The organism is Herminiimonas contaminans, assembly GCF_015645465.1.
Taxonomy (GTDB): Bacteria; Pseudomonadota; Gammaproteobacteria; order Burkholderiales; family Burkholderiaceae_D; genus Oxalicibacterium; species Oxalicibacterium contaminans.
The window spans coordinates 51,906-76,213 of record NZ_JADOEL010000004.1 but is presented as its reverse complement, the minus strand read 5'-3'; the positions used below and the strand labels follow the sequence as shown (position 1 = coordinate 76,213).

Here is a 24,308-nt window from a genome sequence, read left to right as displayed (position 1 = left end):
TGCGCGTTTTTATAATTTGTCGGGCTCGCATTCTGCCACTTACATGACAAGACACCAACCCCGTATCAGGCGGCCAACTTTTCTGCGGTCGGACGATATTGTAACCGTTCGCCGTGGGCCAACTGCATTTCAAAGAATGTATTTACGGCAGCCAATTGCTGCTCGCAGTCTTCCAGCTTGTTCATTTGTTGACGAAATGCTTCGCCACCAACCAGTTCCCGCACGTACCAGCCTATATGCTTGCGCGCGGTACGTACCCCGAGATATTCACCATAAAAAGCATAATGCGCACGCAAATGCTCATCCATCAGGGCTTGCACTTCGGCAATCATAGGTGGCGGCAAATAAGTCCCGGTCCGCAGGTAATGCTCGATTTCACGGAAAATCCACGGCCGCCCCTGTGCCGCGCGACCGACCATGATGGCATCCGCTCCGGTCACATCCAGCACATAGCGCGCTTTCTCCGGCGTCGTGATGTCGCCATTCGCCACTACAGGTATAGAAACTGACGCCTTGACTGCAGTAATCATCTCGTACTCAGCGTCGCCGCTGTAACCATCGGCACGGGTACGCCCGTGCAGGGTCAGCATGGCGATGCCGCTTTGTTCAGCGATGCGCGCGATATTCAGCGCATTCTTGTGCGCCCGGTCCCAGCCGGTACGGAATTTCAGCGTGACCGGTACGTTGACCGATGCGACCACGGCTTCCAGGATTTCCGCGACCAGGCTTTCATGCTGCAACAGGGCCGAGCCGCACCAGCTATTGCACACTTTCTTGACCGGGCAACCCATGTTGATATCGATGATTTGCGCACCTTTATCCACATTGAATTTGGCGCACTCGGCCAGCAAAACCGGATCGGCACCGGCAATCTGCACCGCTTTCGGCTCGACTTCGCCATCGTGATTGGTACGACGCGTGGATTTATCGCTGGCCCACAACCTTGGATTCGAGGCTGCCATCTCCGATACGGCGTAGCCCGCGCCCAATTGTTTGCACAATTGGCGGAATGGCCGATCCGTCACCCCGGCCATGGGGGCGACAAAAACATTGTTCGGAAGGGAATAAGGACCGATGTTCACGACAGCAGCATGCGGAGGAAAACCGCTATTTTAGCCGCATCCGCCCGTGACTTATGAAGCAATGCACCAAACGTTGTATTTCCAGGCAACTTATTGCCAGTTTGCCTATTTCGCCTGGCTTATTTCAATTTTTTATTTGCAGCTGTTACTTGGGGTTGTCATTTTCATCCAGCGACGCATGCGCCAGATGCGAGACATCTGCCCATTGCAGGATCTGGAAATTCTGACCATCAAAGCTCACACGGTTGATGCTGGCGTTCAGCACGTCAAAATCACGCGGGTGCTCATAGCCCATGCTTTTCACACGACGGTACACCGAATCCAGCACGCCGCCATGCGTAAAGACCGCAATCTTGCGGTTACCCGGCATACTCGCAAGGCGGGAAATGCAATCCACCGCCCGTGCTGCAAATTCACGCAAGGTTTCCGCACGACGCTCACCGTCCGGATAGCGCGCATCGATATCGCGACGCTGCCATGCGGCGTAATCTTCCGGAAACTTTTCCTTGATTTCCGGGTGGTTCAAACCCTCGAAGGCACCAAAGCAGCGCTCACGCAAACCCTGCTCGGACTGCACTTGCATGCCACGCGGATTCGCTACTGCCTGTGCCGTATCGTAGGCGCGCAACAGATCGCTTGAATAAATCGCGTCCAGCGGCTCATCCAGCAAGACGCGTCCGAGCGCCGCCGCCTGCCGCCGACCTTCATTGTTCAGCGCAACGTCGGTATGCCCCTGCAAACGCTTGCCGACATTCCACTCGGTTTCGCCGTGGCGTATCAATAATATTTCTGTCACATCTTCCTCGTTACTAGTCTGGTGCCAGTGCCGGATTCAGCGTGTAGCTACCGCTGACACTGGCCTGATCCAGCACATGCCCGGCGATCGCAGCGCGCACTTGCTGGCCGGTGAATTCACCATCCAGCGGCACACTGGCAATATCCAGCGCATACAGAGTGAATACATAGCGATGCACGATCGCATCGTTCCACGGCGGGCATGGACCGTCATAGCCAAAGTATGCGCCTGCCATATCGGCATCCGATGCAAACCAGCCGGTGTAATCGTTGATGCCGTGACGAGCGCCCGGAACCGGCGAGTTCGCAATCGCCGGACCGGATTTACCGCGTGGGGTTACGCCATGTGCAAAAGATCCGGCTGCAATTTGCTGCGTGTCCGGCGGCAGGTCGACCAGCGTCCAGTGGAAGAAGTCGACACGCGGCAAATCGGCCGGCACGGTCTTGCCCTCCTGATTCACATCATCGCCACGTGAAGGCACATCCGGATCGTGCACGACCAGCACCAGCGATTTGGTCGCTGCGGGCACACCGCTCCAGGCCAGATGCGGATTTTTATTGCTGGACAAGGTGACATGCGTCGCCGGGTCGATCACGCAAAAAGCGAACTCGCCCGGGATTGCCGCACCATCCTTGAAAGAATCACTCCATAGTTTCATCGTGCACTCGACTGTTTAATTTAGTTGAAAACATTGTAGCGGCAGCAAGCAAATCATGCCGCATGGATATTTCAAACCGCCGGTTTAACCTGCAACCAAAACGTCACCGGTCCGTCATTGGTGAGTGAAACTTTCATATCTGCGCCGAATTGCCCGGTCGCGATATTGGCATGTCGTCCGCGTGCCTGCGCGACAAAGTAATCAAACAGGGCACGCGCCAGATCCGGTGCTGCCGCGGGCGTGAATGAAGGACGCGTGCCGGAGCGCGTATCTGCTGCCAGCGTGAACTGCGGCACCAGCAATACGCCACCGGCGGTATCAACCACGCTCAAATTCATCTTGCCTGCCGCATCCGAAAACACGCGATACGACAGTAATTTGCCGAGCAAGGCATCTGCTTCCTTCTCAGTATCGCCGCGCTCTGCACATAGCAATACCATCAGCCCGGCATCGATCGCGCCTACGGTTGCGCCATCCACCACAACGCTGGCATGCGCTACCCGCTGCAAGAGTGCAATCATGCAGTCCTGCTTAAGCCAGTGATACGCGTGCAAACTTGCGCTTGCCGACTTGCACGACCACTGTACCCGCTTCCACTTTCAAACCCTTGTCGCTGATGACCGTACCGTCGATACGGACGCCGCCCTGCTCTACCATGCGCAAGGCTTCCGAAGTCGACGCGCACAGGTTCGCCTGCTTGAGCAATTGGCCTATGCCCAAAGGCGCGCCGGTCAGCGCAACTTCCGGGATGTCGTCCGGAATACCGCCTTTGGAGCGATTGACGAAGTCGGTCAGCGCGTCTTCCGCCGCTTGCACGGAATGGAAGCGTGCGACGATTTCCTGCGCCAGCAAGACTTTGACGTCGCGCGGATTGCGGCCGCCTTCGATATCTTGCTTGAACTGGGCGATTTCAGCGAGTGAGCGGAAAGACAACAATTCGTAGTAACGCCACATCATCACATCGGAAATGCTCATCAGCTTGGCGAACATGGTGTTACCCGGTTCGGTGATGCCGATGTAATTTCCTTTGGATTTCGACATCTTTTCAACGCCGTCCAGACCTTCGAGCAAAGGCATGGTCAAGATACATTGCTGTTCTTGGCCATAGCTTTTTTGCAACTCGCGACCCACCAGCAAGTTGAATTTTTGATCAGTACCGCCCAGCTCCAAGTCGGATTTCAGGGCGACCGAGTCGTAGCCCTGCATCAGCGGGTAGAGGAATTCATGCAGCGAGATAGGCGTATTCGCCTTGAAGCGCTTGGTGAAGTCTTCGCGCTCGAGGATGCGCGCCACCGTGTATTTGGCCGACAGCTCGATCATGCCGCGCGCCCCCAGCGGATCGCACCACTCCGAGTTGTAGCGGATCTCGGTACGTTCCGGATCCAGCACCAGGCTGGCTTGCGAGAAGTAGGTCTTCGCGTTTTCTTCGATTTGTTCTTTCGTCAACGGCGGGCGGGTGATATTACGGCCGGACGGGTCGCCGATCATGGAGGTGAAATCACCGATCAGGAAGATCACCTGATGGCCCAGATCTTGCAACTGACGCATCTTGTTCAATACGACGGTGTGGCCCAGGTGCAAATCTGGTGCAGTCGGGTCCAGACCGAGTTTGATGCGTAAAGGCTTGCCAGTTTGTTCAGACCGCGCGAGCTTCTGCGCGAACTCTGATTCGATTAACAATTCTTCAACGCCGCGCTTAGTGACCGCCAAGGCCTCTTGCACCTTGTCTGAGAGAGGCAATTGATCAGCTTTGCTGCTAGAAGAAACGTCCATATCGTAAAAGTAAATTGTAAAAAAAGGGGTAAGAAAAACAGAAATCGGTACAATGCTTTTTTAATTTAATTCCAGCTACTCTAACCTTGCCGTTCATCAACTTATAAAAACACAAGAAAGAGAAACCGAACAAGCGGCAGATTTTAACTTATTGCATGTTCACATTAAATAAATTACTTAGCGCAAGCTCAGCCAGTAAGAAACTACTACTCGGATCATCCCGTAAAACCCGCATCGTTTCCGCCTCCGCATTGCTGTTGGCAGTGTGCGCGTTTGGTGCAGCAGGCGTGGCCCCTATGGCCCCTGATGCAGATGATTTGCCGATCAAGTCCATTACACAGGAATTGCAGCTGCCTCATCTGGCCGACCAGATCGCCGCACTCGACACCCTCCAGCAAAACTACATCAGCGAAGAGCGCGTGCGCTCGGGCGACACCCTCGCCACTTTGTTGAATCGCCTGGGTGTAGACGACGCAGACGCTGCCAACTTCATCAAATCCGATGCCATCGCGCGCAATGTGATGCAACTGAAAGCCGGCAAACGGGTACAGGTGCAAACCACTGAAGACGGCGAATTGAATTGGCTCAGCAGCACCGTCGGTACTGGTGCAGGCAACCTGAAGAACATAGAAATCCGCCGCGAAGGCAAGGGTTTCAAGGCTACCGAAAAAGCCATCGCGCTGGAAAAACGCATAGAAATGCGCTCCGGCGAAATCAGATCTTCGCTGTTTGCTGCCACTGACGCCGCACAAATCCCGGACAACGTCGCTTCGCAAATCGTCGATATGTTTTCCACCAACATCGACTTCGGCTCCGACCTGCGTCGTGGTGACCGCTTCAACGTAGTGTACGAAACCTTCTGGCAAAACGGCGAATACGTCTACGCTGGTCGCGTACTGGCAGGCGAATTCATGAATGGCCCTGCAACCTATCAATCGGTCTGGTTCGATGATCCTAGCGTTGCTTCGAGCGGCGGTTACTATGGCTTTGACGGCAAGTCACTGAAAAAAGCCTTCCTCAAATCGCCACTGGAATTCTCGCGTATCTCGTCCGGCTTCTCGGTGCGCAAGCACCCTATCTCCGGTTTGTGGAAAGCACATAAAGGCGTCGACTTCGCAGCAGCGATCGGCACACCTATCCGTGCTTCCGGCGATGGCGTGATCGACTTCGCTGGCACCCAGCGCGGTTACGGCAACGTCGTCATCATCAAGCACTGGTCCAAGTACTCGACCGCTTATGCGCACATGAGCCGCTTTGCCACCAACCTGCGCAAAGGTACCAAAGTCAGCCAGGGTCAAGTCATCGGCTATGTCGGCATGACGGGCTGGTCGACCGGTCCGCATCTGCACTATGAGTTCCGCGTCAACAATGAAGCACGTGATCCGATGTCTGTCGATATCCCGAATGCACAGCCGTTGACCGCTTCGCAAATGCAAAAATTCCGCACTGTCGCCACCGACATGACACATCGCTTTGCCTTGCTGTCACCGGAAAATAGCAACGTCCGCCTCGCAGCAAAATAAGCAGCGCTTCCGAGCCGGATCTGTCTGATCCGGCTCCACAAAACCGTTCGTCCAGTGTAGAGTGAACTACCCTGACGAACGGTTTTTTTATGTCTACTGATTCCTCCCTTTTCATAGGCCTGATGTCCGGCACCAGCCTCGATGGCGTCGATGGCATCCTCGCCGAGTTCTCTGCAGACGGCAGCGTGCGCCAGACTCTGGCCGCAGCCTATGTGCCCTTTCCCGATGCGTTACGCGCCGAACTGATGGCGCTGCAAAGCGCAGGTCCGGATGAAATTCATCGTGAAGCGATCGCCGCCAATACGCTGGTCACTCACTACGCGGAATGCGTAGGCGACCTGCTGCAACAGACACAGCTTGATGCCGCGCGCGTAGCCGCCATCGGCGTGCATGGTCAAACCATACGGCATCGGCCCGAGGTCGGCTATACACGGCAGACCAACAACCCGGCCTTGCTGGCAGAACTCACCGGCATCGATGTCATCGCCGACCTGCGTAGCCGCGACATCGCTGCCGGTGGTCAGGGCGCACCGCTGGTACCAGCCTTCCATCAAGCACTGTTCGGATCAACGACTGAAAACCGCGTGCTGGTAAACATAGGCGGCATCGCCAACATCAGCATCCTGCCGAAAGATGAAAACGCGCCCGTCATCGGCTTCGACACCGGGCCAGGCAATGTATTGATGGATGCATGGATAGCACAACACAATGGTCAGCCTTACGATGCAGATGGCGCATGGGCCAAGACTGGCAATGTGCACACAGAATTGTTGGCAGCACTGCGTGATGAAGCATTCTTCGCGGCTGCACCACCGAAAAGCACCGGACGCGATTTGTTTCATCCAGCCTGGCTGGCGCAAAAACTAAGCAACTTCCCGGGACTCGCGAGTGCCGATGTCCAAACCACGCTGGCAGTATTCACGGCGACCACGCTGGCGGATGCGATCAAACTGTATGCGCCACACACCCAGGCGGTGTATGTATGCGGTGGCGGTGCCTACAATCACTATCTGCTGACGCTATTGCACTATGCGTTGAAGCTGCATCAGGCGACGATCAAGGTAGAGTCGACAGTGACGCTGGGCGTGGCGCCGAATCAGGTGGAGGCGCTCGCCTTTGCATGGCTGGCGCAACGCTTCACTGTACGTGAGCCGGGTAACCTGCCATCGGTGACCGGCGCACGCGGCTTGCGGATCTTGGGCGCGCTGTACCTGGCCTGAACACGCAAAGTTTACGGACGTAAAAAAAGCGCAGAAGATTCTGCGCTTTTTTATTGGAGACCGAGCTGCGTCGTTACGCTATTAAGCCGAGAACGAAGAACCGCAACCACACGTCGTTGTTGCATTCGGATTCTTGATCACGAATTGCGCACCTTCCAGGTCGTCTTTGTAATCGATCTCTGCGCCGACCAGATACTGGTAGCTCATTGAGTCGATCAGCAACTGCACGCCGTTCTTGGTCATGGTGGTGTCGTCTTCGTTGACGATTTCGTCAAACGTAAAGCCGTACTGGAAGCCGGAGCAACCGCCGCCCTGCACAAATACGCGCAATTTCAGATCTGGATTACCTTCTTCTTCGATCAACTCTGCAACTTTCAGCGCAGCGCTGTCGCTGAAAACGATAGGGGATGGCATTTCGGCAACTGCATTCATTTCAGGCTCCTGCTGGAAAACGGTAGTTCATTATAGACCTAAGCCGCGTTTTACGTATTGTTCGCGGCAAGTATAGGTACAGCCAACTTCAAAATCGGTTCATCGACCTCATGGGTCAGCTTGCCGGAAACTACGGCGCCGCCGTGCATTTCCAGCGCTTTGTAGTTTACGTCACCAGTTATGCGGGCTTTCGGCTGCAATTCAAGCAATTCTGACGAAAATACCGGTCCGATAATTTCCCCATTGACAAGTAAATGCGCAACCCGCACTTCACCTTCGACCCGCGCATGCTCGGAAATCACCAACATGCTGATTTCATCTGCCTGGGCAATCACGTCGCCTTTGACGCAACCATCGATACGCAAACCGCCCTTGAAATGGACGTTGCCGGTGATGATGGTGGAAGCGCCTATCAGGCTATCTATCGTACTTTTTGCTTTACGGCTAAACATGATGACGCTCCTTTACAAATTTGAAGACTGTTGCGCGCGCAACGTGCCTTTTTCCAGGACCTTGATCTGGATCGACTTGGGCACTGCGCCTGCAGGTATCGTGAGGACGCCCTCTATACGCTGGTAATGCCTGAATGAGAGCTTGAATTTATCCGCTTCATCCGGCTTCGGGAAAGTCATCATAGCACTTTTGCCGTCCTGCACCAGCGTCACAATAAGCTGGTAATTCCCTGCGAAATCGTGGGCTACCTTGCCACCCTGCATCAATAGCAAGCGGTAACGCAATTGCGTAGGCTCCAGCATTTCCGCCTTCAGGCGTCGTATCGTAATCCCTTGTGCCCCGGTATCGGTCGGCAACAGGCTTTCAAAGAAAGCCAGGTCCTCTTTCAGCTTGGTGTTTTCCGATTCCAGCATTTTGATCTGGCGCGCCAGTTGTGACTGCAGCGAACGCTCTATATTGAGCTGGCTCTCCGCCGCATTCACCGTGGTTTCAAATTTATCGCGCTCAGTGGTGATTTGTTTGAGTTGCTCCTGCACTTCTGCTAGTTGAGCTGTGGTCGCACCCGGCTTGAAACCGGTAAAACTGCGCCCCAGGTCATAGGCCCACATCGCCATCGCACCACCCAAACCCACCACAATCGCGATGAATACCGCCCGCAATGGCCACGGCAGGTGATTCTTGATGGTCATGCGCGGCGCTGATATCGACCAGCGACGCAACCATAGCTTGCGTTGCAGGGACTTAAATACCGGTTTGGGCTTACTCATGTATCAGATGCGCATCATTACGGCAAAACAGGGATGTGCATCAAACCGGCCGTTTCATCCAGGCCGAACATCAGATTCATACATTGCACCGCCTGGCCGGAAGCGCCCTTGACCAGGTTGTCCTGTACCACCAGTACCACGACGGTGTCGCCGTTATCCGGCCGGTGCAAGGCGATACGCAGCATATTCGACGCACGTGTCGAACGTGTTTCAGGATGCGAACCGAAAGGCATTACGTCGATAAACGGTTCATTGCCATACGCCTTTTCAAACAGGGCTTGCAGCGCTGCGTTGTCTATGTCCTTGGTCAGGCGTGCATACAGGGTCGAATGCATGCCACGTATCATAGGCACCAGATGCGGCGTGAACAGCAGGCCGACTTTATCATTGGTCAACAAACGCAAACGTTCGAGGGTCTCTGGTGAGTGACGATGACCAGACACACCGTAGGCTTTGAAGTTATCGCCCGCTTCGGAGAACAGCGTCGCGACTTCAGCTTTACGACCGGCACCGGATACGCCCGATTTGCAATCGGCGATCAGGTGCGACGCATCAATCACACCAGCCTGCAACAAAGGCGCGAGACCGAGTTGCATGGTGGTCGGATAGCAGCCTGGGTTGCCGACGATGCGCGCTTTGCGGATGGTGTCGCGATTCAATTCAACCAGACCGTAAGCAGCTTCTTTCAACAGCTCCGGGCAGGTGTGCGGGATCTTGTACCACTTCTCAAAGGAAGCGATGTCTTGCAAACGGAAGTCAGCTGCAAGGTCGATGACCTTGACGCCAGCGGCCAGCAATTCCGGCGCTTGCGCCATGGCCACACCGTGCGGCGTGGCAAAGAAAACAACATCACATTCGGTCAGCTTGGCTTTTTCCGGCGCCGAAAACGCCAGGTCCACACGTCCGCGCAGCGATGGAAACATGTCTGCCACCGGCAAACCATCTTCCTTGCGCGAGGTAATCGCGGTGAGTTTGACTTCCGGATGCGTTGCCAACAAGCGTAACAATTCCACGCCTGTATAACCGGTCCCGCCGACGATGCCAACCTTGATCATGTTTCTTCCTAGCAAAATTTACTTCGTTTTATTTTAACAGGCGATGGGCTGCATACGCTCGCCCCACCATCGTTTCCAACTGCAAACAAGGATAAAAAAAGCCGCCAGGCGTAAACCAGGCGGCTTTTCGATGCTCTGAAAACGCAGATTAACGCTTGGAGAACTGTTTGGCGCGGCGTGCTTTGCGCAGACCGACCTTTTTACGTTCAACTTCACGTGCATCACGAGTAACGAAGCCTGCTTTGGACAGTTCCGATTTCAGTGTTGCATCGTAGTCGATCAGTGCACGGGTGATGCCATGACGCACAGCGCCCGCTTGGCCGGATTCACCGCCGCCGTTAACGTTGACCATGATGTCGAATGTTTCAACATTGTTGGTCAGTTCCAGAGGCTGGCGAATCACCATCAGACCGGTTTCGCGCGAAAAATATTCATTCGCTGGCTTGCCGTTGACGACGATCTGGCCGGAGCCGGATTTGATGAAGACGCGAGCCACTGCACTCTTGCGACGGCCGGTTCCGTAATTGTAGTTACCGATCATGTCTATTCCTTAGAGTTCAAGTGCTTTAGGTTGCTGCGCAGCGTGCGGATGAGTTGCCTCAGCGTACACTTTGAGCTTCTTGATCATCGCGTAGCCGAGTGGGCCTTTAGGCAACATGCCTTTGACCGCTTTCTCAAGCGCGCGACCCGGAAAACGCTGTTGCATTTTCAGGAAGTTGGTTTCATAGATACCGCCTGGGTAACCCGAGTGGCGATAGTATGTTTTTTCTGTTGCTTTGGTACCGGTCACGCGCAGTTTGCCTGCGTTGATCACGACGATGAAATCGCCGGTGTCGACGTGAGGAGTAAATTCCGGTTTGTGTTTGCCGCGCAGTCGGAGTGCCACTTCGCTGGCAACACGTCCGAGGACTTTGTCCGTCGCGTCAATCACGAACCAATCGCGCTGGACTTCGTGTCCTTTAGCGGAGAAGGTTTTCATGATGACTTCCTAAATAATTAAATCGCTCAAATGGTGGTTACGTGCAGTGATGCCACGTACTCGGCCTTGTATCTCTTCCTGAGCAAACGAAAGAACCGCAGATTATAGTCTTTTCAAGGACTTAGCGTCAAACCTAATCACAAAAAACCACCCATTTGCTTGGCTAATCGCTGTGATTTAGCTACTTTCCGTGGCAAATCTGTCTTTGCTCTACATTTTTAGCGCTTATCCCGTCCTCGCCAAACAGTTACAATGACACAACTAATCGCAAACAAAGAGAAAACCATGGAATGCACAGTACGCTGGACCGGCTTGTCCGGCATGACATTTTTGGCTGAAACCGGCTCCGGCCACGTCGTCGCGATGGATGGCGCGCCTGAGGGTGGCGGCCGCAATCTGGCGCCGCGCCCGATGGAAGTCGTTTTGCTCGGCACCGGCGGCTGCACCGCCTACGACGTAGTGGTGATTTTGCGCAAAAGTGGTCAGGACGTGCGCGGCTGCGAAGTGACACTCAAATCAGAGCGCGCAGAAACCGATCCAAAAGTATTCACCAAAGTGCATTTTCACTTCACGGTCACCGGCCGCAACCTGAAACCTAACGTGGTGGAACGCGCGATCAAGCTGTCGCACGACAAGTACTGTTCAGCGTCCATCATGATGGAAAAGACTGCAGAAATTACGCACTCATTCGAAATCGTGGATGACGCAGCGTCAGCACCTGCTGCTATCTGATATTAAATAGAAAACAGCCGCTATCGCCTTAAGGCAGATGCGGCCGCTTCTTGCTTCTTATATATATTAGAGCACGACAACTTCGCGTCTGCCTTGCTAGTCGCGAACTCGCTTACCAACTACAGCACTAAATATAGTAAGCCGTAGTCGTCATGATTTTCGACATGGCTTGCATGCCTTTTTGCGCCAAAGGCGACACCACTTGCGCGCCCAAGGCTTGCGCTGCCGCGCCGTGCGCAACTTCATCCGCACTCATTTGCGCAACCACCGCCAGCGACTTGACATCTTGCGGCGGCAATTTCTGCAAATGCTCATTCAAGTGAGCTTCGACCTGACGTTCGGTCTCCACAACGAATCCCAAACTACGCGCATCACCTAATTTGCCAGCAACCGCGCCCAACGCATAAGCGCCTGCATACCAAAGCGGATTAAGCAGACTGGTATGCGAACCCAATTCGCGCAAGCGCTGCGCCGTCCAGGCCAAGTGATCTTCTTCTTCACGACCGGCAATCAAAAACTGCTGACGTATTGCATCCGTATGCGCAAACTGCGCCTGCGCTTGATACAAGGCTTGAGCACAAACCTCACCCACATGATTAACACGCATCAAGCCGGCGCTATGACGACGCTCGGCATCCGCCAACGCACCATCAGCAAGATCGGCGGCAGGACTAGGGCGCGACGCGACGGAAACGCCGCTGATGACGCGCAAAGCGCTATCGAAACGCTGAATAAATTGATCCAAAAGTGTCATGAAATTTCAAACCATGTCAAAACTAAAAGATTGTTGCATCCGAGCGACAGACTATCACGTCACATGCTCTGATTTGGCAAATGCTAACCGACATCAAAAGAAGATTATATGAATTGCGTTTAGTCTGCGCTTGCCATACAGAAATTGATTTACTGGACGTTATACAAGAATGAAAAGAACCGTACGCCCCACTTCCCCTTCGATGAAACCTCTGCGCATTGCATTCGTTATCGCAAGCACTCTCATTAGCTCGGCATACGCACAAGCGCCTTCCATGACTATCTATGGAACCTTTGAGCGCGATCCCCGTTCGCCATCCGCCGAACCAGAAGGCAGCCAGTTTCGCCAAACCGTTCTAGTCCCGCAATCATCGATCAGTATTTACGGCACGATAGACGGCGGCATACGCCACTTAACAAATGCGACGGCAGCCGGTAGCCGCACGAAGATAGGTTCGAACGGCGAGTATTACAACAATCGCCTCGGCTTCAAAGGGACAGAAGATCTGGGCGGCGGCATGAATGCCCACTTCCATCTCGAAACCGGCTTCAATACCGGCACCGGCGCGCTCGATAATACGGACGGCCGCTTCTTTAACCGGATTTCATCGGTGGGCTTCGCCGGTCCTTTCGGCTCCATTGACTTTGGCCGGCAACCATCGGTGGCATGCAAAGCTGTTTATGCTTACGAGCCCTTTCAGTATCGCTACGTCCAGATCATCCCCTTGGCTGGTGCAGTCGCCGGCAATATCGACAGCAAGGTCAGCAGACCGTTTGGAACGGTGGACGGTCCCCGTTTCAGCAACGGCGCCCAGTATTTGGGGAAATTTGGCGGATTTACCGTCAGCGCTGAATATGTGATGGGCGAAGTCGCGGGCAGCAGCACTGATGCAAGTGCCAAAGCCGTCGGACTCGGCTATACAGACGGCACATTTACAATCGGTGGCGCCTACACTAGGCAAAAACCAAATGTTGCCGCTACCGGAACCCCTGACTACCGGGATCAGGACCAAATCACATTCGGTGGCGCATATAAAATAGACGCGATCCGTATTGCCGGTGGCTATATAAATACGACCACCGAAACCGCTGTCACCAACCAGGCCAAAAATATCTGGCTAGGCGCACGCTATGACGTCACGTCTATAGTCAGTGTAACGACGGGCTATTACCGCACCACACTAGAGACATCAGACCGCGGCGAAATCGCCAGACGCAATTTCTTCATTGTCGGCGCAACTTACGCTCTGTCATCGCGAACCAGCCTGTATGCAGATATCGACCAAGCCATCTTGCATGGAATCGTCGCGCTAAAGGCTGGCGAACAAACACGGCAGACCGGAACATCGATCGGCATCAATCATATGTTTTGATATCCAAAACATGGCGCAACACAAACTGGCTTCAAGAGGCTTGGCGACCGTCAATCCGATCAAAGGAAATGAAGGCTGCTTGACAACGCCAGAGAAATATCAAAATCGCATCTTATTAATCCATTGCAATGCATCAATACCAAACATCTCCGCCTCATTTTGGAATTTGAACGCACTATCCTGTTGCAAAAAAACGTCACTCCCGGCAATTCATCCATGCCCTTTTGATATTTTGATTGTCAGCCTTGGCGTATTTTGTTTCAATCAATCTGTCGTCTTGCAATGAGGTTAAGCAAGACAGGCAGCTTCGCAGAATATGTACGCCCTTCTTAGCAATGGTGTATTTCTAAACAACATTTGAGGAACATCTAAATGAAAAAATCGCTTTTGGCTCTTGCCGTTTTAGGCGCATTCGCTGGTGCAGCATCGGCACAATCGTCGGTTACCGTCTACGGTATCGTTGACTTGGGATTTGATAACACCGACAGCGGCGCTCCAGCCGGTAGCATAAACGGCATCAGAGGAGGCGGCCAAAACACTAGCCGCATCGGATTCAAAGGTACTGAAGATCTGGGCGGCGGTTTGAATGCGATTTTCCAATTGGAAGCTACGCTGCAAAGTGACACCGGTGCAGCATTTGGAGCTCCAACAACCACAACTCCGACTAGCGGCCCAAATAATGGTGTAGCTGCCGGCTTTGGCGGTTTCAACCGTTTCGCTACCGTTGGTCTGCAGAGCAAAGCTTTCGGTACTGTTAATCTGGGTCGTCAAACTTCTGTAATCAAAGACGCGTATGACATCGTCGATCCATACGGTGACGGCGGCAATATTGCTCCTATCAGCACTATTTTCTTCAATGGCGCTTTAGCTGGCGATTATGGTCGTATCTCCAACTCGGTTAAATACTCGACACCATCGTTCGGCGGCTTCAAAGCTTCCGCAGCATACGGCTTTGGTGAGGCCACTGGCGATACTGGCGCTAGCAGCAACTATGGCCTCGGCTTGGGCTATGCAAACGGCCCATTAAGTGTACAGTTCGGGTATCACAATCAAGACCGTTCCACTGCTGCTCTGGTTCAAACTAACGAAAACAAGTTGATGTTCTTGGGCGCAACTTACAACTTCGGCGTAGTTAAATTGCACGGTGCATATGCTGACACCAAACTGGAAAACACTACCGCAGCCACAGAAGTTAAATACCGTAACTACTTGGTTGGTGTAAGCGTACCACTGGGCGCAGCAGGCAACCTGTTTGCTTCGTACGCTGTCAACGAAAACCGTACAACGAATGACGCAGATGCTCAAAAAGCATCCGTCATGTACACTTACGATCTGTCGAAACGTACTAACCTGTACACTGGTTACTCGTACACATCGAATGATGACGGTTCGCGTATTGGCTTGGTCACTGCCGCACCAGTTGGCGAAAGCGCTTCGACATTCACCGTCGGTATCCGTCACAAGTTCTAATTCCCGGCGAGCCTAGCTCGCTTGGTTTGAACTTCAAAAAAAGGCACCTTCGGGTGCCTTTTTTATTACCTGCCGGTCCCGCAATACCAGCAAGCCAATACCCCAGCCCCTTCAATATCCACAATATCTCAAGCTATCCATCGTAGAATCCAGTCCGTATATACTCAGCACATCCCGTAGCAAACCCGGAGTCCAGATGCACCGCTGCCTGATCATAGAAGACGATACGCACAATGCGCTCTATATAGCCAAAGGGCTGAAAGAGATAGGCTACGATGCGACCGTCTGCGCGGATGGTATCGATGGCATGGAGCTGGCCGTGAGCGGTGAATGGGATGTCATCATCCTGGATCGCATGTTGCCGCAAGGTGTAGACGGCTTGTCCATCCTGGCCGCGATCCGCGAAATGGGTAAGCGCACTCCGGTGCTGATACTCAGCGCCCTGTCCGCGATCGATGAACGCGTACGTGGCCTGCAAGCCGGTTGTAATGACTATCTGACCAAACCATTCGCCTTCCCGGAACTGGCGGCGCGCGTCGAGGCCCTGCTGCGCTGGACGCAGCCCAATGAAGTCATACGCGAACTCTGCGTAGAAGATTTAAAAGTCAATTTACTCACCCGCAGCGTCGAACGCGGCGGCCGTCCGCTCAGCCTGCAACCGCGCGAATTTCGCCTGCTGGTGTACATGATGACGCACAAGGGCCAGGTACTGACCCGCACCATGTTGCTGGAATCGGTGTGGAATTATCAATTCGATCCGCAAACCAATGTCATCGACGCCCATATCAGCCGTTTGCGCAACAAGGTAGACAAGGGTTACGCCGTGCCGCTGATACACACCCGGCGCAACCTGGGTTACGTCCTGACCCCCAATCCGCAGGCAGACACGCCTGACGATCACGAACACGCTAAAAACACGGCTAAACCAGCGCCATGAAACTACCCGGTTTCAAACTATGGAATTCCGTCGCCTTTCGCATGGCGTTCAATTACAGCGCCCTGCTAGTGCTATCCATGCTGGTCTTGCTGGCAGTGTTCTATACGCAGACGGTCAATGTGCTGAAAAGCCAGATCGACCGCCATATCGCCTCCAACTCGCAACGCCTGCTGAACGACTTCATCGAAAACGGAGAAGGTTCGGTCGCCCAGCAAATCAAGGACATCCTGCGTGATGGCGTCTATTCGGATACCGAAATCTATTTACTGGTGAATCCTTATGGTGAAAAAGTCATAGGCAATATCCCATCCATCCCGCACAAGGCCAAGAACAAGGAAGGCATGGTCGAAACCCGCGTCATGCGCAGTGGCCGCGAAGCGATAGGACGCATGTATATCCAGCAATTACCGGATGGCAGCAAGCTGGTAGTCGGCAGCGACATCAACCATCAGCTCGAAATCGAGAGGCTGTTCGATCGCGCCAGCCTGATCGCAGGGCTGATCGGCCTCTTCATGTCGATAGGCGGAGCCTTGCTGTTCCGCCGCGAGCTCAGGCTGCGTCTGAGCGGTATCCAGCAAATCGTGACCCATATCGAAGCCGGAGACCTCAGCCAGCGTATCCCGCTGCAGCCGCAGGAAGACGAGTTCGCCCGCCTCAGCCGCGACATCAACAGCATGCTGGACCAGCAACAGCGGCTGATGGATGGCGTGCGTCATATCTCCAACACCATCGCGCACAATCTGCGCACACCGATGACGCGTATCTTGCTGCGTTTGCGCAAAAGCGAACGGGAAGGTGCCCAGGCGCGCGACGAAGCACTCCAGTTCGCGCTGCAGGAAATGGAAGAACTCAGCGTCATGTTCAACAAGCTGCTGAATCTGGCCGAAGTCGAGTCCGGTACCCGCCGCCAGAGCTTCAGCTCGATTTCGCTCAATGACGTCGTCGCTGACGTACTGGAACTGTATGAGCCGGTGGCGGAAGAGAAGTCCGTACGCCTGACCTCGGTGTTCGATGCCGACCCCGTCACCAATGGCGACCGCGAACTACTGGCCAGCGCGATAGCCAATCTGGTCGACAATGCGCTGAAATATGCCGGAGAAAATGCCGCAGTTGAAGTCCGCACCACGCAAGATGCACATGGCGCAGCCATCATCGTGCGCGATAATGGTGCAGGCATCCCCGCCACCGAGTTGTCGCGCATAGGCACCCACTTCTATCGCCTGGACCGCAGCCGCCCCGGTTATGGCCTGGGTCTGGCCAGCGTGATGGCAATAGCCCGCCTGCACGGCGGCAACCTCGAATTCTCGGACGCCCACCCCGGGCTGATCGTCCGCATGACCCTGGCCCCCAACCCGGTGTAAAAAGCGGTTGCCGCAGCGGGGCGCTATGTATCCACCCGCCAACACGTTACCGAATGGTAATGCCTACATCCTCGGCTTTCACCCCTAGTCCTCGTAAGATTGGTATCGCATAGGCTGCGTCTTTCTGTCCGCTGCAGAAATAACAAAATGCCATGTACTCGCGACTCAAAGGATGAAGGAACATGCAAGGAATTAAAAAAATAACGATAGCTGCAGCAATGGGGACAAGCCTGCTGGTGGCTGGCTGTGGCGATAAGGGAGCATCGTCGCAGGAAGTACAGGAAGCACGCGCCGCCGTATCCGCGGTCAAGAATTCCACCGATTCGCTGCGCTATCCGCATGGCGCACCACAATTGACGATGATAGAAGCGCAAGTCATCCCTGCTTCCCCGGTACCGCTGGGCGATCAATTGAGCGCACATCTGGTCTATGACGAAGACGTCACTGCGCGCATAGGCGTCAGCATCTCCGGTCGCATCGTCGCCCTCAAGGCCGAACCCGGCACCGCTGTGAAAGCGGGCCAGGTACTGGCAGAAATCGATTCGCCTGATGTCGGTACCGCCTATGCCGATATCAACAAGGCCAAGGCAGACCTCGAACACAAACGTCGCGTCTACGAACGTGCGAAGGACCTCGGTGAAGGCGAAGCCATCGCTGCCAAGGATGTTGAAAACGCATTGGCCGACTACACGCAGGCCCAGGCAGAAACTGCACGCGCCGAACTGCGCCTGAAAAACCTGAATCCGAACGGCTTGGTCATACGCGGCCAGCGCATCAGCGTGATCAGTCCGATGAATGGCGTGGTTACCGAACGTACCGCAACGCCATCGCTGGAAGTCAGCCCTGGCATGTCCTCCCCACTGTTCGTCGTCACCGATCCCAAACGTCTGTGGCTGATGATCGATGTGCCTGAAAAACTGCTGTCGCAAATCAAACTCGGTAGCACGGTATCCATCGCCAGCGATGCTTATCCGAACGAACAGTTCGCAGCGAAAATCGTGCAACTCGGTCAGGCCGTCGATCCAAATTCACGGCGTGTGACCGTCAGGGCACGCGTGAACAATCCAGATGCGAAACTGCTGCCGGAAATGTATGTCCGCGCCTCCGTACAACAGGACACCGGCACCGGTGTTGCCGTACCGAATAGCGCCATCATCACGCGCGGCATTTACAGCTACGTCTACGTACAAAACGCGCCAGGTGAATTCCAGCAACGCAAGGTCAAGCTCATCACGCGCGGCAGCGATATCAGCTACGTCGGTGAAGGTCTGAAAGGTTCGGAAAGCATCGTTATCAAAGGCGCCCTCTTACTCGACGCTGAATTGAATGTGAGCGATAACCATGATTGATCGTCTCATCGTCTTCGCGATGACGCAGCGGATTTTTGTATTTGTCCTGATAGGTGCATTAATCGGTTTCGGCGGCTACGCATTATCCAATCTGCCGATTGAAGCCTTCCCTGATGTACAGGACGTACAAGTACGAGTCATCTCACAATTGCCTGGCCAGGCGCCGGAAGATATGGAGCGCTCGGTCACCCTGCCTATCGAACGTGAAATGGCGGGCATACCGCGCCTGACCAATGTGCGCTCGGTCACCATGACCGGCCTGTCCATCGTTACCCTCACCTTTGCCGAGGATACCGATAACTACTTTGCACGCCAGCAGGTAACCGAAAAGCTTTCAACCGTCGACTTGCCGAGCGGCGTACAACCGCAACTTGCACCGCTCTCGACTGCAGTCGGTGAAGTCTATCGCTACACCATCGAAGCACCAGGCCTGACCGATACTGAAATCCGTACGCTGCAGGACTGGACCATACGTCCGGTGCTGCGCATGACACCCGGCGTCGCCGATGTCGTCAGCTTTGGCGGCGCGATCAAGGAATACCAGATCGAAGTCGATCCACTGGCCTTGCGCAAATATCAAATCACGCTGGATCAGCTTAGCCAGGCCGTCAACAACGGCAATGGCAGCGCTGGTGGTGGCTTGTTGCGACAAGGTGACGCTTCGCTGGTGGTGCGCTCGGCCGGTCTTTTTGCCAACAGCGAAGACATCCGCAAAGTCGTCATCACCGCCCGTCAGGGCCGTGCCATTACGGTCGGTGATGTCGCTACCGTACGCTCCGGCGAACGTCCTCGTTTCGGCATTGTTGCAACCGGTGAAAAGGACAGCATCGTCGAAGGCATCGTCTCGATGACCAAGGGTGGCAATCCTTCGAAAATCAATGCCGAGTTGAAAGAACGGATTGCGCAACTGCAACCACGCTTGCCTGCAGGTGCCAAGATCATCCCTATCTATGACCGTACCGAACTGGTACGTCATACCGTCAGCACTGTCGCAGAAAACCTGATCATAGGCGCGCTGCTGGTTATCGCCGTGCTGGTGGTCTTCCTGTCGAGCTGGGTGGCGGCGCTGATCGTGGCCACCGTGATTCCACTCTCACTGCTGTTCGCATTTATCCTGATGAATGCACGCGGCGTATCGGCCAACCTGATCTCATTGGGCGCAGTCGACTTCGGTATCATTATCGATAGTGCGGTCGTCATCGTCGAAGCATTGATGGTGCGCCTGGCAGTCAAAACCGTACACGATGCCAATCCGCATGATGCACGTTCGCATCGCCTGCAGGTTTTGTACAAAACCATGAAGGACATGTCGCATCCGGTGCTATTCGCCAAAGCGATCATCATCCTTGCTTTCGTACCTATCTTTACCTTCCAGCGCGTAGAAGGAAAAATCTTTACGCCGGTGGCACTGACGCTGACCTTTGCACTGATAGGTGCGGTCCTGCTGACCTTCACGCTCTTGCCTACGCTGCTGTCTTACGTCCTGCAAAAACGGACGCTGGCCGAGAAGCACAAACCCTGGCTCGAATGGCTGCAAGTACGCTATCAGCGTGTGCTCGACTTCACGATGAAGAATGCGCGCAAGTCCTTGTGGCTTTCCGCGATCCCGGTCGTCATCGCCTTCCTGCTCGCGCCGCGATTAGGCAGTGAATTCATGCCCAAGCTGGACGAAGGAAATATCTGGCTGACCATCACACTGCCGACCTCTGCCTCACTGGAAACGACCAAGGATATCGAGCGCATAGTACGCGCCAAACTGCTGACCTATCCTGAGGTGGCACGCATCATCACGCAGGCAGGTCGTCCGGATGACGGCTCCGATCCAAAAGGCCCTAATAACCTGGAAAGCCTGGTCGACCTGAAACCACGCAAGGAATGGCGTTACGGCAGCAAGGAGGAGCTGGTTGCCCATATGTCGGAAAACCTCGCGGCGATACCCGGCATTACCACCAACTTCTCGCAAGTCATCCAGGACAACGTGGAAGAATCGCTGTCCGGTTTCCGCGGTGAAATCGTAGCCAAAATCAGTGGCAACAACCTCGACATCCTGGAAGACAAGGCGTCACAAGTCGTTAGCGTCGTGGAAGGCATACGCGGCGCGACTGACGTTGAGGCCACCCGCATCGGTGGCCAGGCGGAAGTGGTGGTGACACCGGATCGTACCAAGCTGGCACGTTACGGCATCTCTATCAACGACGTAAACAATCTGGTAACGCAAGCGATGTCAGGCACAGCAGTCACCAGCCTGTACAAAGAAGACAAACGTTTTGATGTCGTCGTCCGTATCGGGGAAAAGAATCGCAACAGCATCGATGCGATCGGTAATCTGCAACTCGCGGTACCCGGCACCCAAGTCGGTAACGGCCCTGGCACCATCTCACTCAGCGATGTAGCAACCATAGAAGTGCGTCAGGGTGCATCGCGTATCTTGCGCGAATCCGGCTCACGCAGCGTGATTGTGAAGATGAACCTGCTGGGTCGCGATCAGGGTAGCTTCGTTGAAGAAGCCCAACGCGCAGTGGCAGAACAAGTTTCCCTGCCGCCAGGTTACGACCTGAGCTGGGGCGGCCAGTTCGAAAACTCGCAACGCGCGGCGAAACGCCTGATGGTCATCATTCCATTGACTATCTTCCTGATCTTCTCGCTGCTGTTCTGGGCCTTCCGCTCGGTACGCCTGGCCAGCCTGGTGATCGGCATGGTGCCCTTCACACTGATAGGCGGCCTAGCAGCACTCGGTCTGTCCGGTTTGCACTTGTCGGTATCCGCCGCGGTCGGCTTCATCGCCGTTGCCGGGATCTCGGTGCAAAACGGCGTGATCATGGTGGAAGAAGTCTTGCTGCGCGTACGTGAAGGTGCAGCAGTGACCGAAGCCATCGTGCAAGGTGCGGTCGTACGTCTGCGCCCTATCCTGATGACGGCCTTGATGGCGGGCCTCGGCTTGTTGCCAGCAGCGCTGTCGCGCGGTATTGGTAGTGAAACTCAACGTCCGTTTGCATGCGTCATCGTCGGCGGCGTGATCACAGGCACCATCTTCACCTTGTTGATCCTGCCTGTCGCCATCCGTCGCTTTGCCAACTTCACTGAAAACGAAGACAGCAAAGACGAATTGCCCGCTGGCCCAACTGCCACTGCGAGCTAGGAGTAATCATGAAAAAAATGAATAAGACTTTCTACTCCGCGACAGCAGCAGGCGCATTGCTGCTGTTGACCGGCTGCGCTGTCGGCCCCGACTACAAACGGCCGGAGCTGACGCCATCGCAAGCGTTTTCGCCCAAGCCATTGCCGGAGAGCACGAGCACTGCGCCAGTCAGTGGCGGCAATGCGCAGCGCTTTGTCGTCGCGCAAGATATCCAGGCTGACTGGTGGAAGCTGTTCCGTTCACCGCAATTGAATGCGCTGATCGAAAAAGCATTTGCCGCCAATCCGAGCATAGAGTCGGCGCAAGCTGCGCTGCGCGTGGCGCAGGAAAACGTCTACGCACAGCAAGGTTTCTTCTTCCCTAGCCTGAGTGCCGGATACTCGCCTTCCCGTACCAAGATTGCTGGTAACCTCGGTGGCAATTCGCCGGGCGTACAGGGCAATGGCAGGGATATCAGTACCGTCGCCAATCCATCGGCGGCACAAGGCGGTACAGCACCGTTCAATGCACCGGTGATTTATAACTTCCACACCACACAACTGACGGTCGGCTTTACGCCGGATGTATTCGGTGCCAATCGTCGACAAGTGGAAACACTGGAAGCACAAGCCAAGTATCAAAAGCTGCAACTCGAAGCGGCCTACATCACGCTCGCTTCGAACATCACGGCAGCGGCGATACAGGAAGCGCTGCTGCGCGAGCAAATCGGCATCCTGCAAACCATCATCGCTTCGAATGAAAAATCGGTGGAAATCGTCGAGCGTCAATTCAAGGCCGGTTATGCATCACGTCTTGATCTGAGCATTCAACAAACCACCCTGCTGCAAGCGAAAGAACAATTGCCACCTTTGCAAAAGCAGTTCGAACAAACCCGTAATCTATTACGCGCACTGGCGGGTGGCATGCAAGACAGTGACTTGCCGGAATCCTTCGATCTCGCTTCACTACAGTTGCCGGAAGACTTGCCTTTGAGTTTGCCGTCGCAAGTCATCGATCAGCGTCCGGACGTACGCGCAGCAGAAGAACAGCTGCATGCAGCCAGCGCGCAAATTGGTGTCGCACTGGCGAATCGCTTGCCGCAGTTTTCGATAGATGGCACCTGGGGTGGCGCAGCCAGCAAGTTCAGCCAGATGTTCTGGAACTCAGGTCGTTTCTTTGAGTTAGCTGCCAATATCTCCATGCCTTTGCTCGATGGTGGCGTGCTGCGTCATCGTCAACGCGCAGCAGAAGAGTCGTACAAGCAGGCGGCAGCGCAGTACAAGGAAACCGTCATCACCGCCTTCCAGAACGTGGCTGACACCCTGCATGCGATCCATGCAGATGCAGAAGCGCTAAAGGCAAGTGCGGCATTGGCGGAGACTGCCAAAACCACATTGACCCTCACCCAGAAGCAGCATGCCCGTGGTTACATCGATAGAGTCGTTCTGATCAATGCGGAACAAGGATATCGCCAGGCATCATTGAACGTCGCGCAAGCACGTGCCATGCGCCTGGGTGACACTGCGGCCTTGTTCCAGGCACTTGGTGGCGGCTGGTGGCATAGAGTTGATAAAGAAAAGACTGCAGCACTGGAACCAGCGCTGGCAAATAAAACCGCTGACTAATCGTTCGATGTAGTCGCAAAAAAGGCAGTACAGCGTGATGCTGTACTGCCTTTTTTAATTTTTGCGCTTGGGTCGGAACACCGTCGTATCACAATAAAAATCCCGGTCCTGATCCGGCCACCAACCCGGCACGCCCAGCATCTGCAAAGGCGAAAAATTTGCAGTCGTCAAACCCTGTGCCAATTGCTGCGCAACGATCTGATCCACCCACGCGCATTGTTCAGCCAGGGGCAGGTCAGCAGGTGGACAGGCATACGCGACTATCCAGGTATGACCGGTAATCGCCTTGTAGGGCTGTACCAATTTTTCCATCAAGGCATGACCGAATAAATAGACGCGGCTATCGCGTTCGAATTCAGCGCGACGGGTCACGAATACTTCTTCCCACGCATGTTCACGCAAGGCATGCATCAGGTCATTATTGGCACTCACCAGCAACACGGCATTTTCATCAAAGATAGTGGCTGCATCACGCACTTTGCCACGCGGTGCGACTGCATTAGCTGATGCATTGCGCTCAATCTCGCGCGCCTGCAATAAATTCAGCTGGACTTTGATCTGCGGAAAAGTCAGCCAGACCAGTGCATTGAAAAAATCATGCAGGTTATCCCGCGTCGGGACATGCCCGGTCTGGCTGATGTGTGCTTCGTATGCTCTGTCGGCGGGTAGTTCGGCTTGCGGTACAAAACGTATCGGCAGGTCGCGGTGATTGCGCAAATCCAGTTCCGTTGCGCGCCGATTCAGTTCCCGTTGCCAGTTGTCTGCGCGTGCCAGTTCTACACCGACGGCACGTACACAGGACAACCACGGGCGCGACCAGTCTATGACAGACAGGAAGGAAGCGTTCATGGT

The 24,308-nt window shown here is 54.6% G+C and carries 23 protein-coding genes; 10 read left to right on the top strand and 13 right to left on the bottom strand.

Features of this window, described 5'->3' with window-relative positions; genetic code table 11:
* Nucleotides 1-65: 65 nt before the first annotated feature.
* The 5 genes from dusB to tyrS all read right to left on the bottom strand — a co-directional run bounded on the left by dusB (nucleotide 66) and on the right by tyrS (nucleotide 4,309).
* The gene (gene dusB / locus IXC47_RS07030; protein WP_195875128.1) at nucleotides 66-1,082 is read right to left on the bottom strand and encodes a tRNA dihydrouridine synthase DusB; all 1,017 of its coding nucleotides are present in this window, start codon (nucleotides 1,080-1,082) and stop codon (nucleotides 66-68) included.
* A 145-nt stretch (nucleotides 1,083-1,227) separates the two neighbouring features.
* Nucleotides 1,228-1,878 (bottom strand): histidine phosphatase family protein, encoded by a 651-nt coding sequence (locus IXC47_RS07025; protein ID WP_175626931.1) that lies wholly within the window; start codon nucleotides 1,876-1,878, stop codon nucleotides 1,228-1,230.
* Between the two features lie 13 nt (nucleotides 1,879-1,891).
* Nucleotides 1,892-2,536, bottom strand: coding sequence for a YbhB/YbcL family Raf kinase inhibitor-like protein (locus IXC47_RS07020; protein ID WP_195875127.1), 645 nt, complete (start codon nucleotides 2,534-2,536; stop codon nucleotides 1,892-1,894).
* A gap of 71 nt (nucleotides 2,537-2,607) precedes the next feature.
* Complete coding sequence (gene dtd / locus IXC47_RS07015) at nucleotides 2,608-3,057, bottom strand: D-aminoacyl-tRNA deacylase (RefSeq protein ID WP_195875126.1); 450 nt, start codon at nucleotides 3,055-3,057, stop codon at nucleotides 2,608-2,610.
* Between the two features lie 10 nt (nucleotides 3,058-3,067).
* Nucleotides 3,068-4,309: a tyrosine--tRNA ligase gene (tyrS, locus tag IXC47_RS07010; RefSeq protein WP_195875125.1), complete on the bottom strand. Its 1,242-nt coding sequence runs from the start codon at nucleotides 4,307-4,309 to the stop codon at nucleotides 3,068-3,070.
* Nucleotides 4,310-4,464: 155 nt separating this feature from the next.
* On the opposite strand from tyrS, the gene IXC47_RS07005 reads away from it, so the two are divergent.
* Together IXC47_RS07005 and IXC47_RS07000 are read left to right on the top strand one after the other, a co-directional pair.
* A complete protein-coding gene (locus tag IXC47_RS07005) occupies nucleotides 4,465-5,832 on the top strand; it encodes a M23 family metallopeptidase (RefSeq protein WP_175626928.1) in 1,368 nt (455 codons plus the stop codon).
* Nucleotides 5,833-5,921: 89 nt separating this feature from the next.
* Nucleotides 5,922-7,052 carry an anhydro-N-acetylmuramic acid kinase gene (locus tag IXC47_RS07000; RefSeq protein ID WP_195875124.1) on the top strand — a complete coding sequence of 377 codons (1,131 nt, stop codon included), beginning with the start codon at nucleotides 5,922-5,924 and terminating at the stop codon, nucleotides 7,050-7,052.
* A gap of 81 nt (nucleotides 7,053-7,133) precedes the next feature.
* Here IXC47_RS07000 and erpA read toward each other — a convergent pair whose 3' ends face one another.
* The 6 genes from erpA to rplM all read right to left on the bottom strand — a co-directional run bounded on the left by erpA (nucleotide 7,134) and on the right by rplM (nucleotide 10,738).
* The gene (gene erpA / locus IXC47_RS06995; RefSeq protein WP_124574675.1) at nucleotides 7,134-7,484 is read right to left on the bottom strand and encodes an iron-sulfur cluster insertion protein ErpA; all 351 of its coding nucleotides are present in this window, start codon (nucleotides 7,482-7,484) and stop codon (nucleotides 7,134-7,136) included.
* Nucleotides 7,485-7,534: 50 nt separating this feature from the next.
* Nucleotides 7,535-7,936: a bactofilin family protein gene (locus tag IXC47_RS06990; protein WP_124574676.1), complete on the bottom strand. Its 402-nt coding sequence runs from the start codon at nucleotides 7,934-7,936 to the stop codon at nucleotides 7,535-7,537.
* 12 nt (nucleotides 7,937-7,948) lie between these two features.
* A complete protein-coding gene (locus tag IXC47_RS06985; protein WP_195875123.1) occupies nucleotides 7,949-8,704 on the bottom strand; it encodes a DUF6776 family protein in 756 nt (251 codons plus the stop codon).
* 17 nt (nucleotides 8,705-8,721) lie between these two features.
* Nucleotides 8,722-9,759, bottom strand: a complete 1,038-nt coding sequence (argC, locus tag IXC47_RS06980) for an N-acetyl-gamma-glutamyl-phosphate reductase (protein WP_175626925.1) — start codon at nucleotides 9,757-9,759, stop codon at nucleotides 8,722-8,724.
* Nucleotides 9,760-9,907: 148 nt separating this feature from the next.
* Nucleotides 9,908-10,300, bottom strand: coding sequence for a 30S ribosomal protein S9 (gene rpsI / locus IXC47_RS06975; protein ID WP_012078160.1), 393 nt, complete (start codon nucleotides 10,298-10,300; stop codon nucleotides 9,908-9,910).
* Nucleotides 10,301-10,309: 9 nt separating this feature from the next.
* Complete coding sequence (gene rplM, locus IXC47_RS06970) at nucleotides 10,310-10,738, bottom strand: 50S ribosomal protein L13 (protein ID WP_012078159.1); 429 nt, start codon at nucleotides 10,736-10,738, stop codon at nucleotides 10,310-10,312.
* A gap of 285 nt (nucleotides 10,739-11,023) precedes the next feature.
* On the opposite strand from rplM, the gene IXC47_RS06965 reads away from it, so the two are divergent.
* On the top strand, nucleotides 11,024-11,470 hold the full coding sequence (locus IXC47_RS06965) for an OsmC family protein (RefSeq protein WP_195875122.1): 447 nt from the start codon (nucleotides 11,024-11,026) through the stop codon (nucleotides 11,468-11,470).
* 127 nt (nucleotides 11,471-11,597) lie between these two features.
* Here IXC47_RS06965 and coq7 read toward each other — a convergent pair whose 3' ends face one another.
* On the bottom strand, nucleotides 11,598-12,224 hold the full coding sequence (gene coq7 / locus IXC47_RS06960; protein ID WP_195875121.1) for a 2-polyprenyl-3-methyl-6-methoxy-1,4-benzoquinone monooxygenase: 627 nt from the start codon (nucleotides 12,222-12,224) through the stop codon (nucleotides 11,598-11,600).
* 274 nt (nucleotides 12,225-12,498) lie between these two features.
* Here coq7 and IXC47_RS06955 point away from each other — a divergent pair, with 274 nt between their 5' ends.
* From IXC47_RS06955 to IXC47_RS06925, 7 genes are all read left to right on the top strand, one after another.
* Nucleotides 12,499-13,596 carry a porin gene (locus IXC47_RS06955; RefSeq protein ID WP_195875120.1) on the top strand — a complete coding sequence of 366 codons (1,098 nt, stop codon included), beginning with the start codon at nucleotides 12,499-12,501 and terminating at the stop codon, nucleotides 13,594-13,596.
* A 372-nt stretch (nucleotides 13,597-13,968) separates the two neighbouring features.
* On the top strand, nucleotides 13,969-15,066 hold the full coding sequence (locus tag IXC47_RS06950) for a porin (protein ID WP_195875119.1): 1,098 nt from the start codon (nucleotides 13,969-13,971) through the stop codon (nucleotides 15,064-15,066).
* Between the two features lie 196 nt (nucleotides 15,067-15,262).
* Nucleotides 15,263-16,003 (top strand): response regulator transcription factor, encoded by a 741-nt coding sequence (locus tag IXC47_RS06945; protein WP_195875118.1) that lies wholly within the window; start codon nucleotides 15,263-15,265, stop codon nucleotides 16,001-16,003.
* A complete protein-coding gene (locus tag IXC47_RS06940) occupies nucleotides 16,000-17,364 on the top strand; it encodes a sensor histidine kinase (protein ID WP_230089443.1) in 1,365 nt (454 codons plus the stop codon). Before IXC47_RS06945 ends, IXC47_RS06940 begins: the two co-directional genes overlap by 4 nt.
* Before the next feature lie 182 nt (nucleotides 17,365-17,546).
* A complete protein-coding gene (locus tag IXC47_RS06935) occupies nucleotides 17,547-18,713 on the top strand; it encodes an efflux RND transporter periplasmic adaptor subunit (RefSeq protein ID WP_195875117.1) in 1,167 nt (388 codons plus the stop codon).
* Complete coding sequence (locus IXC47_RS06930) at nucleotides 18,706-21,852, top strand: efflux RND transporter permease subunit (protein WP_195875116.1); 3,147 nt, start codon at nucleotides 18,706-18,708, stop codon at nucleotides 21,850-21,852. Before IXC47_RS06935 ends, IXC47_RS06930 begins: the two co-directional genes overlap by 8 nt.
* A gap of 8 nt (nucleotides 21,853-21,860) precedes the next feature.
* Nucleotides 21,861-23,456, top strand: coding sequence for an efflux transporter outer membrane subunit (locus tag IXC47_RS06925; protein ID WP_195875115.1), 1,596 nt, complete (start codon nucleotides 21,861-21,863; stop codon nucleotides 23,454-23,456).
* Between the two features lie 54 nt (nucleotides 23,457-23,510).
* Here IXC47_RS06925 and IXC47_RS06920 read toward each other — a convergent pair whose 3' ends face one another.
* Complete coding sequence (locus IXC47_RS06920) at nucleotides 23,511-24,305, bottom strand: DUF3025 domain-containing protein (RefSeq protein ID WP_195875114.1); 795 nt, start codon at nucleotides 24,303-24,305, stop codon at nucleotides 23,511-23,513.
* Nucleotides 24,306-24,308: the final 3 nt, after the last annotated feature.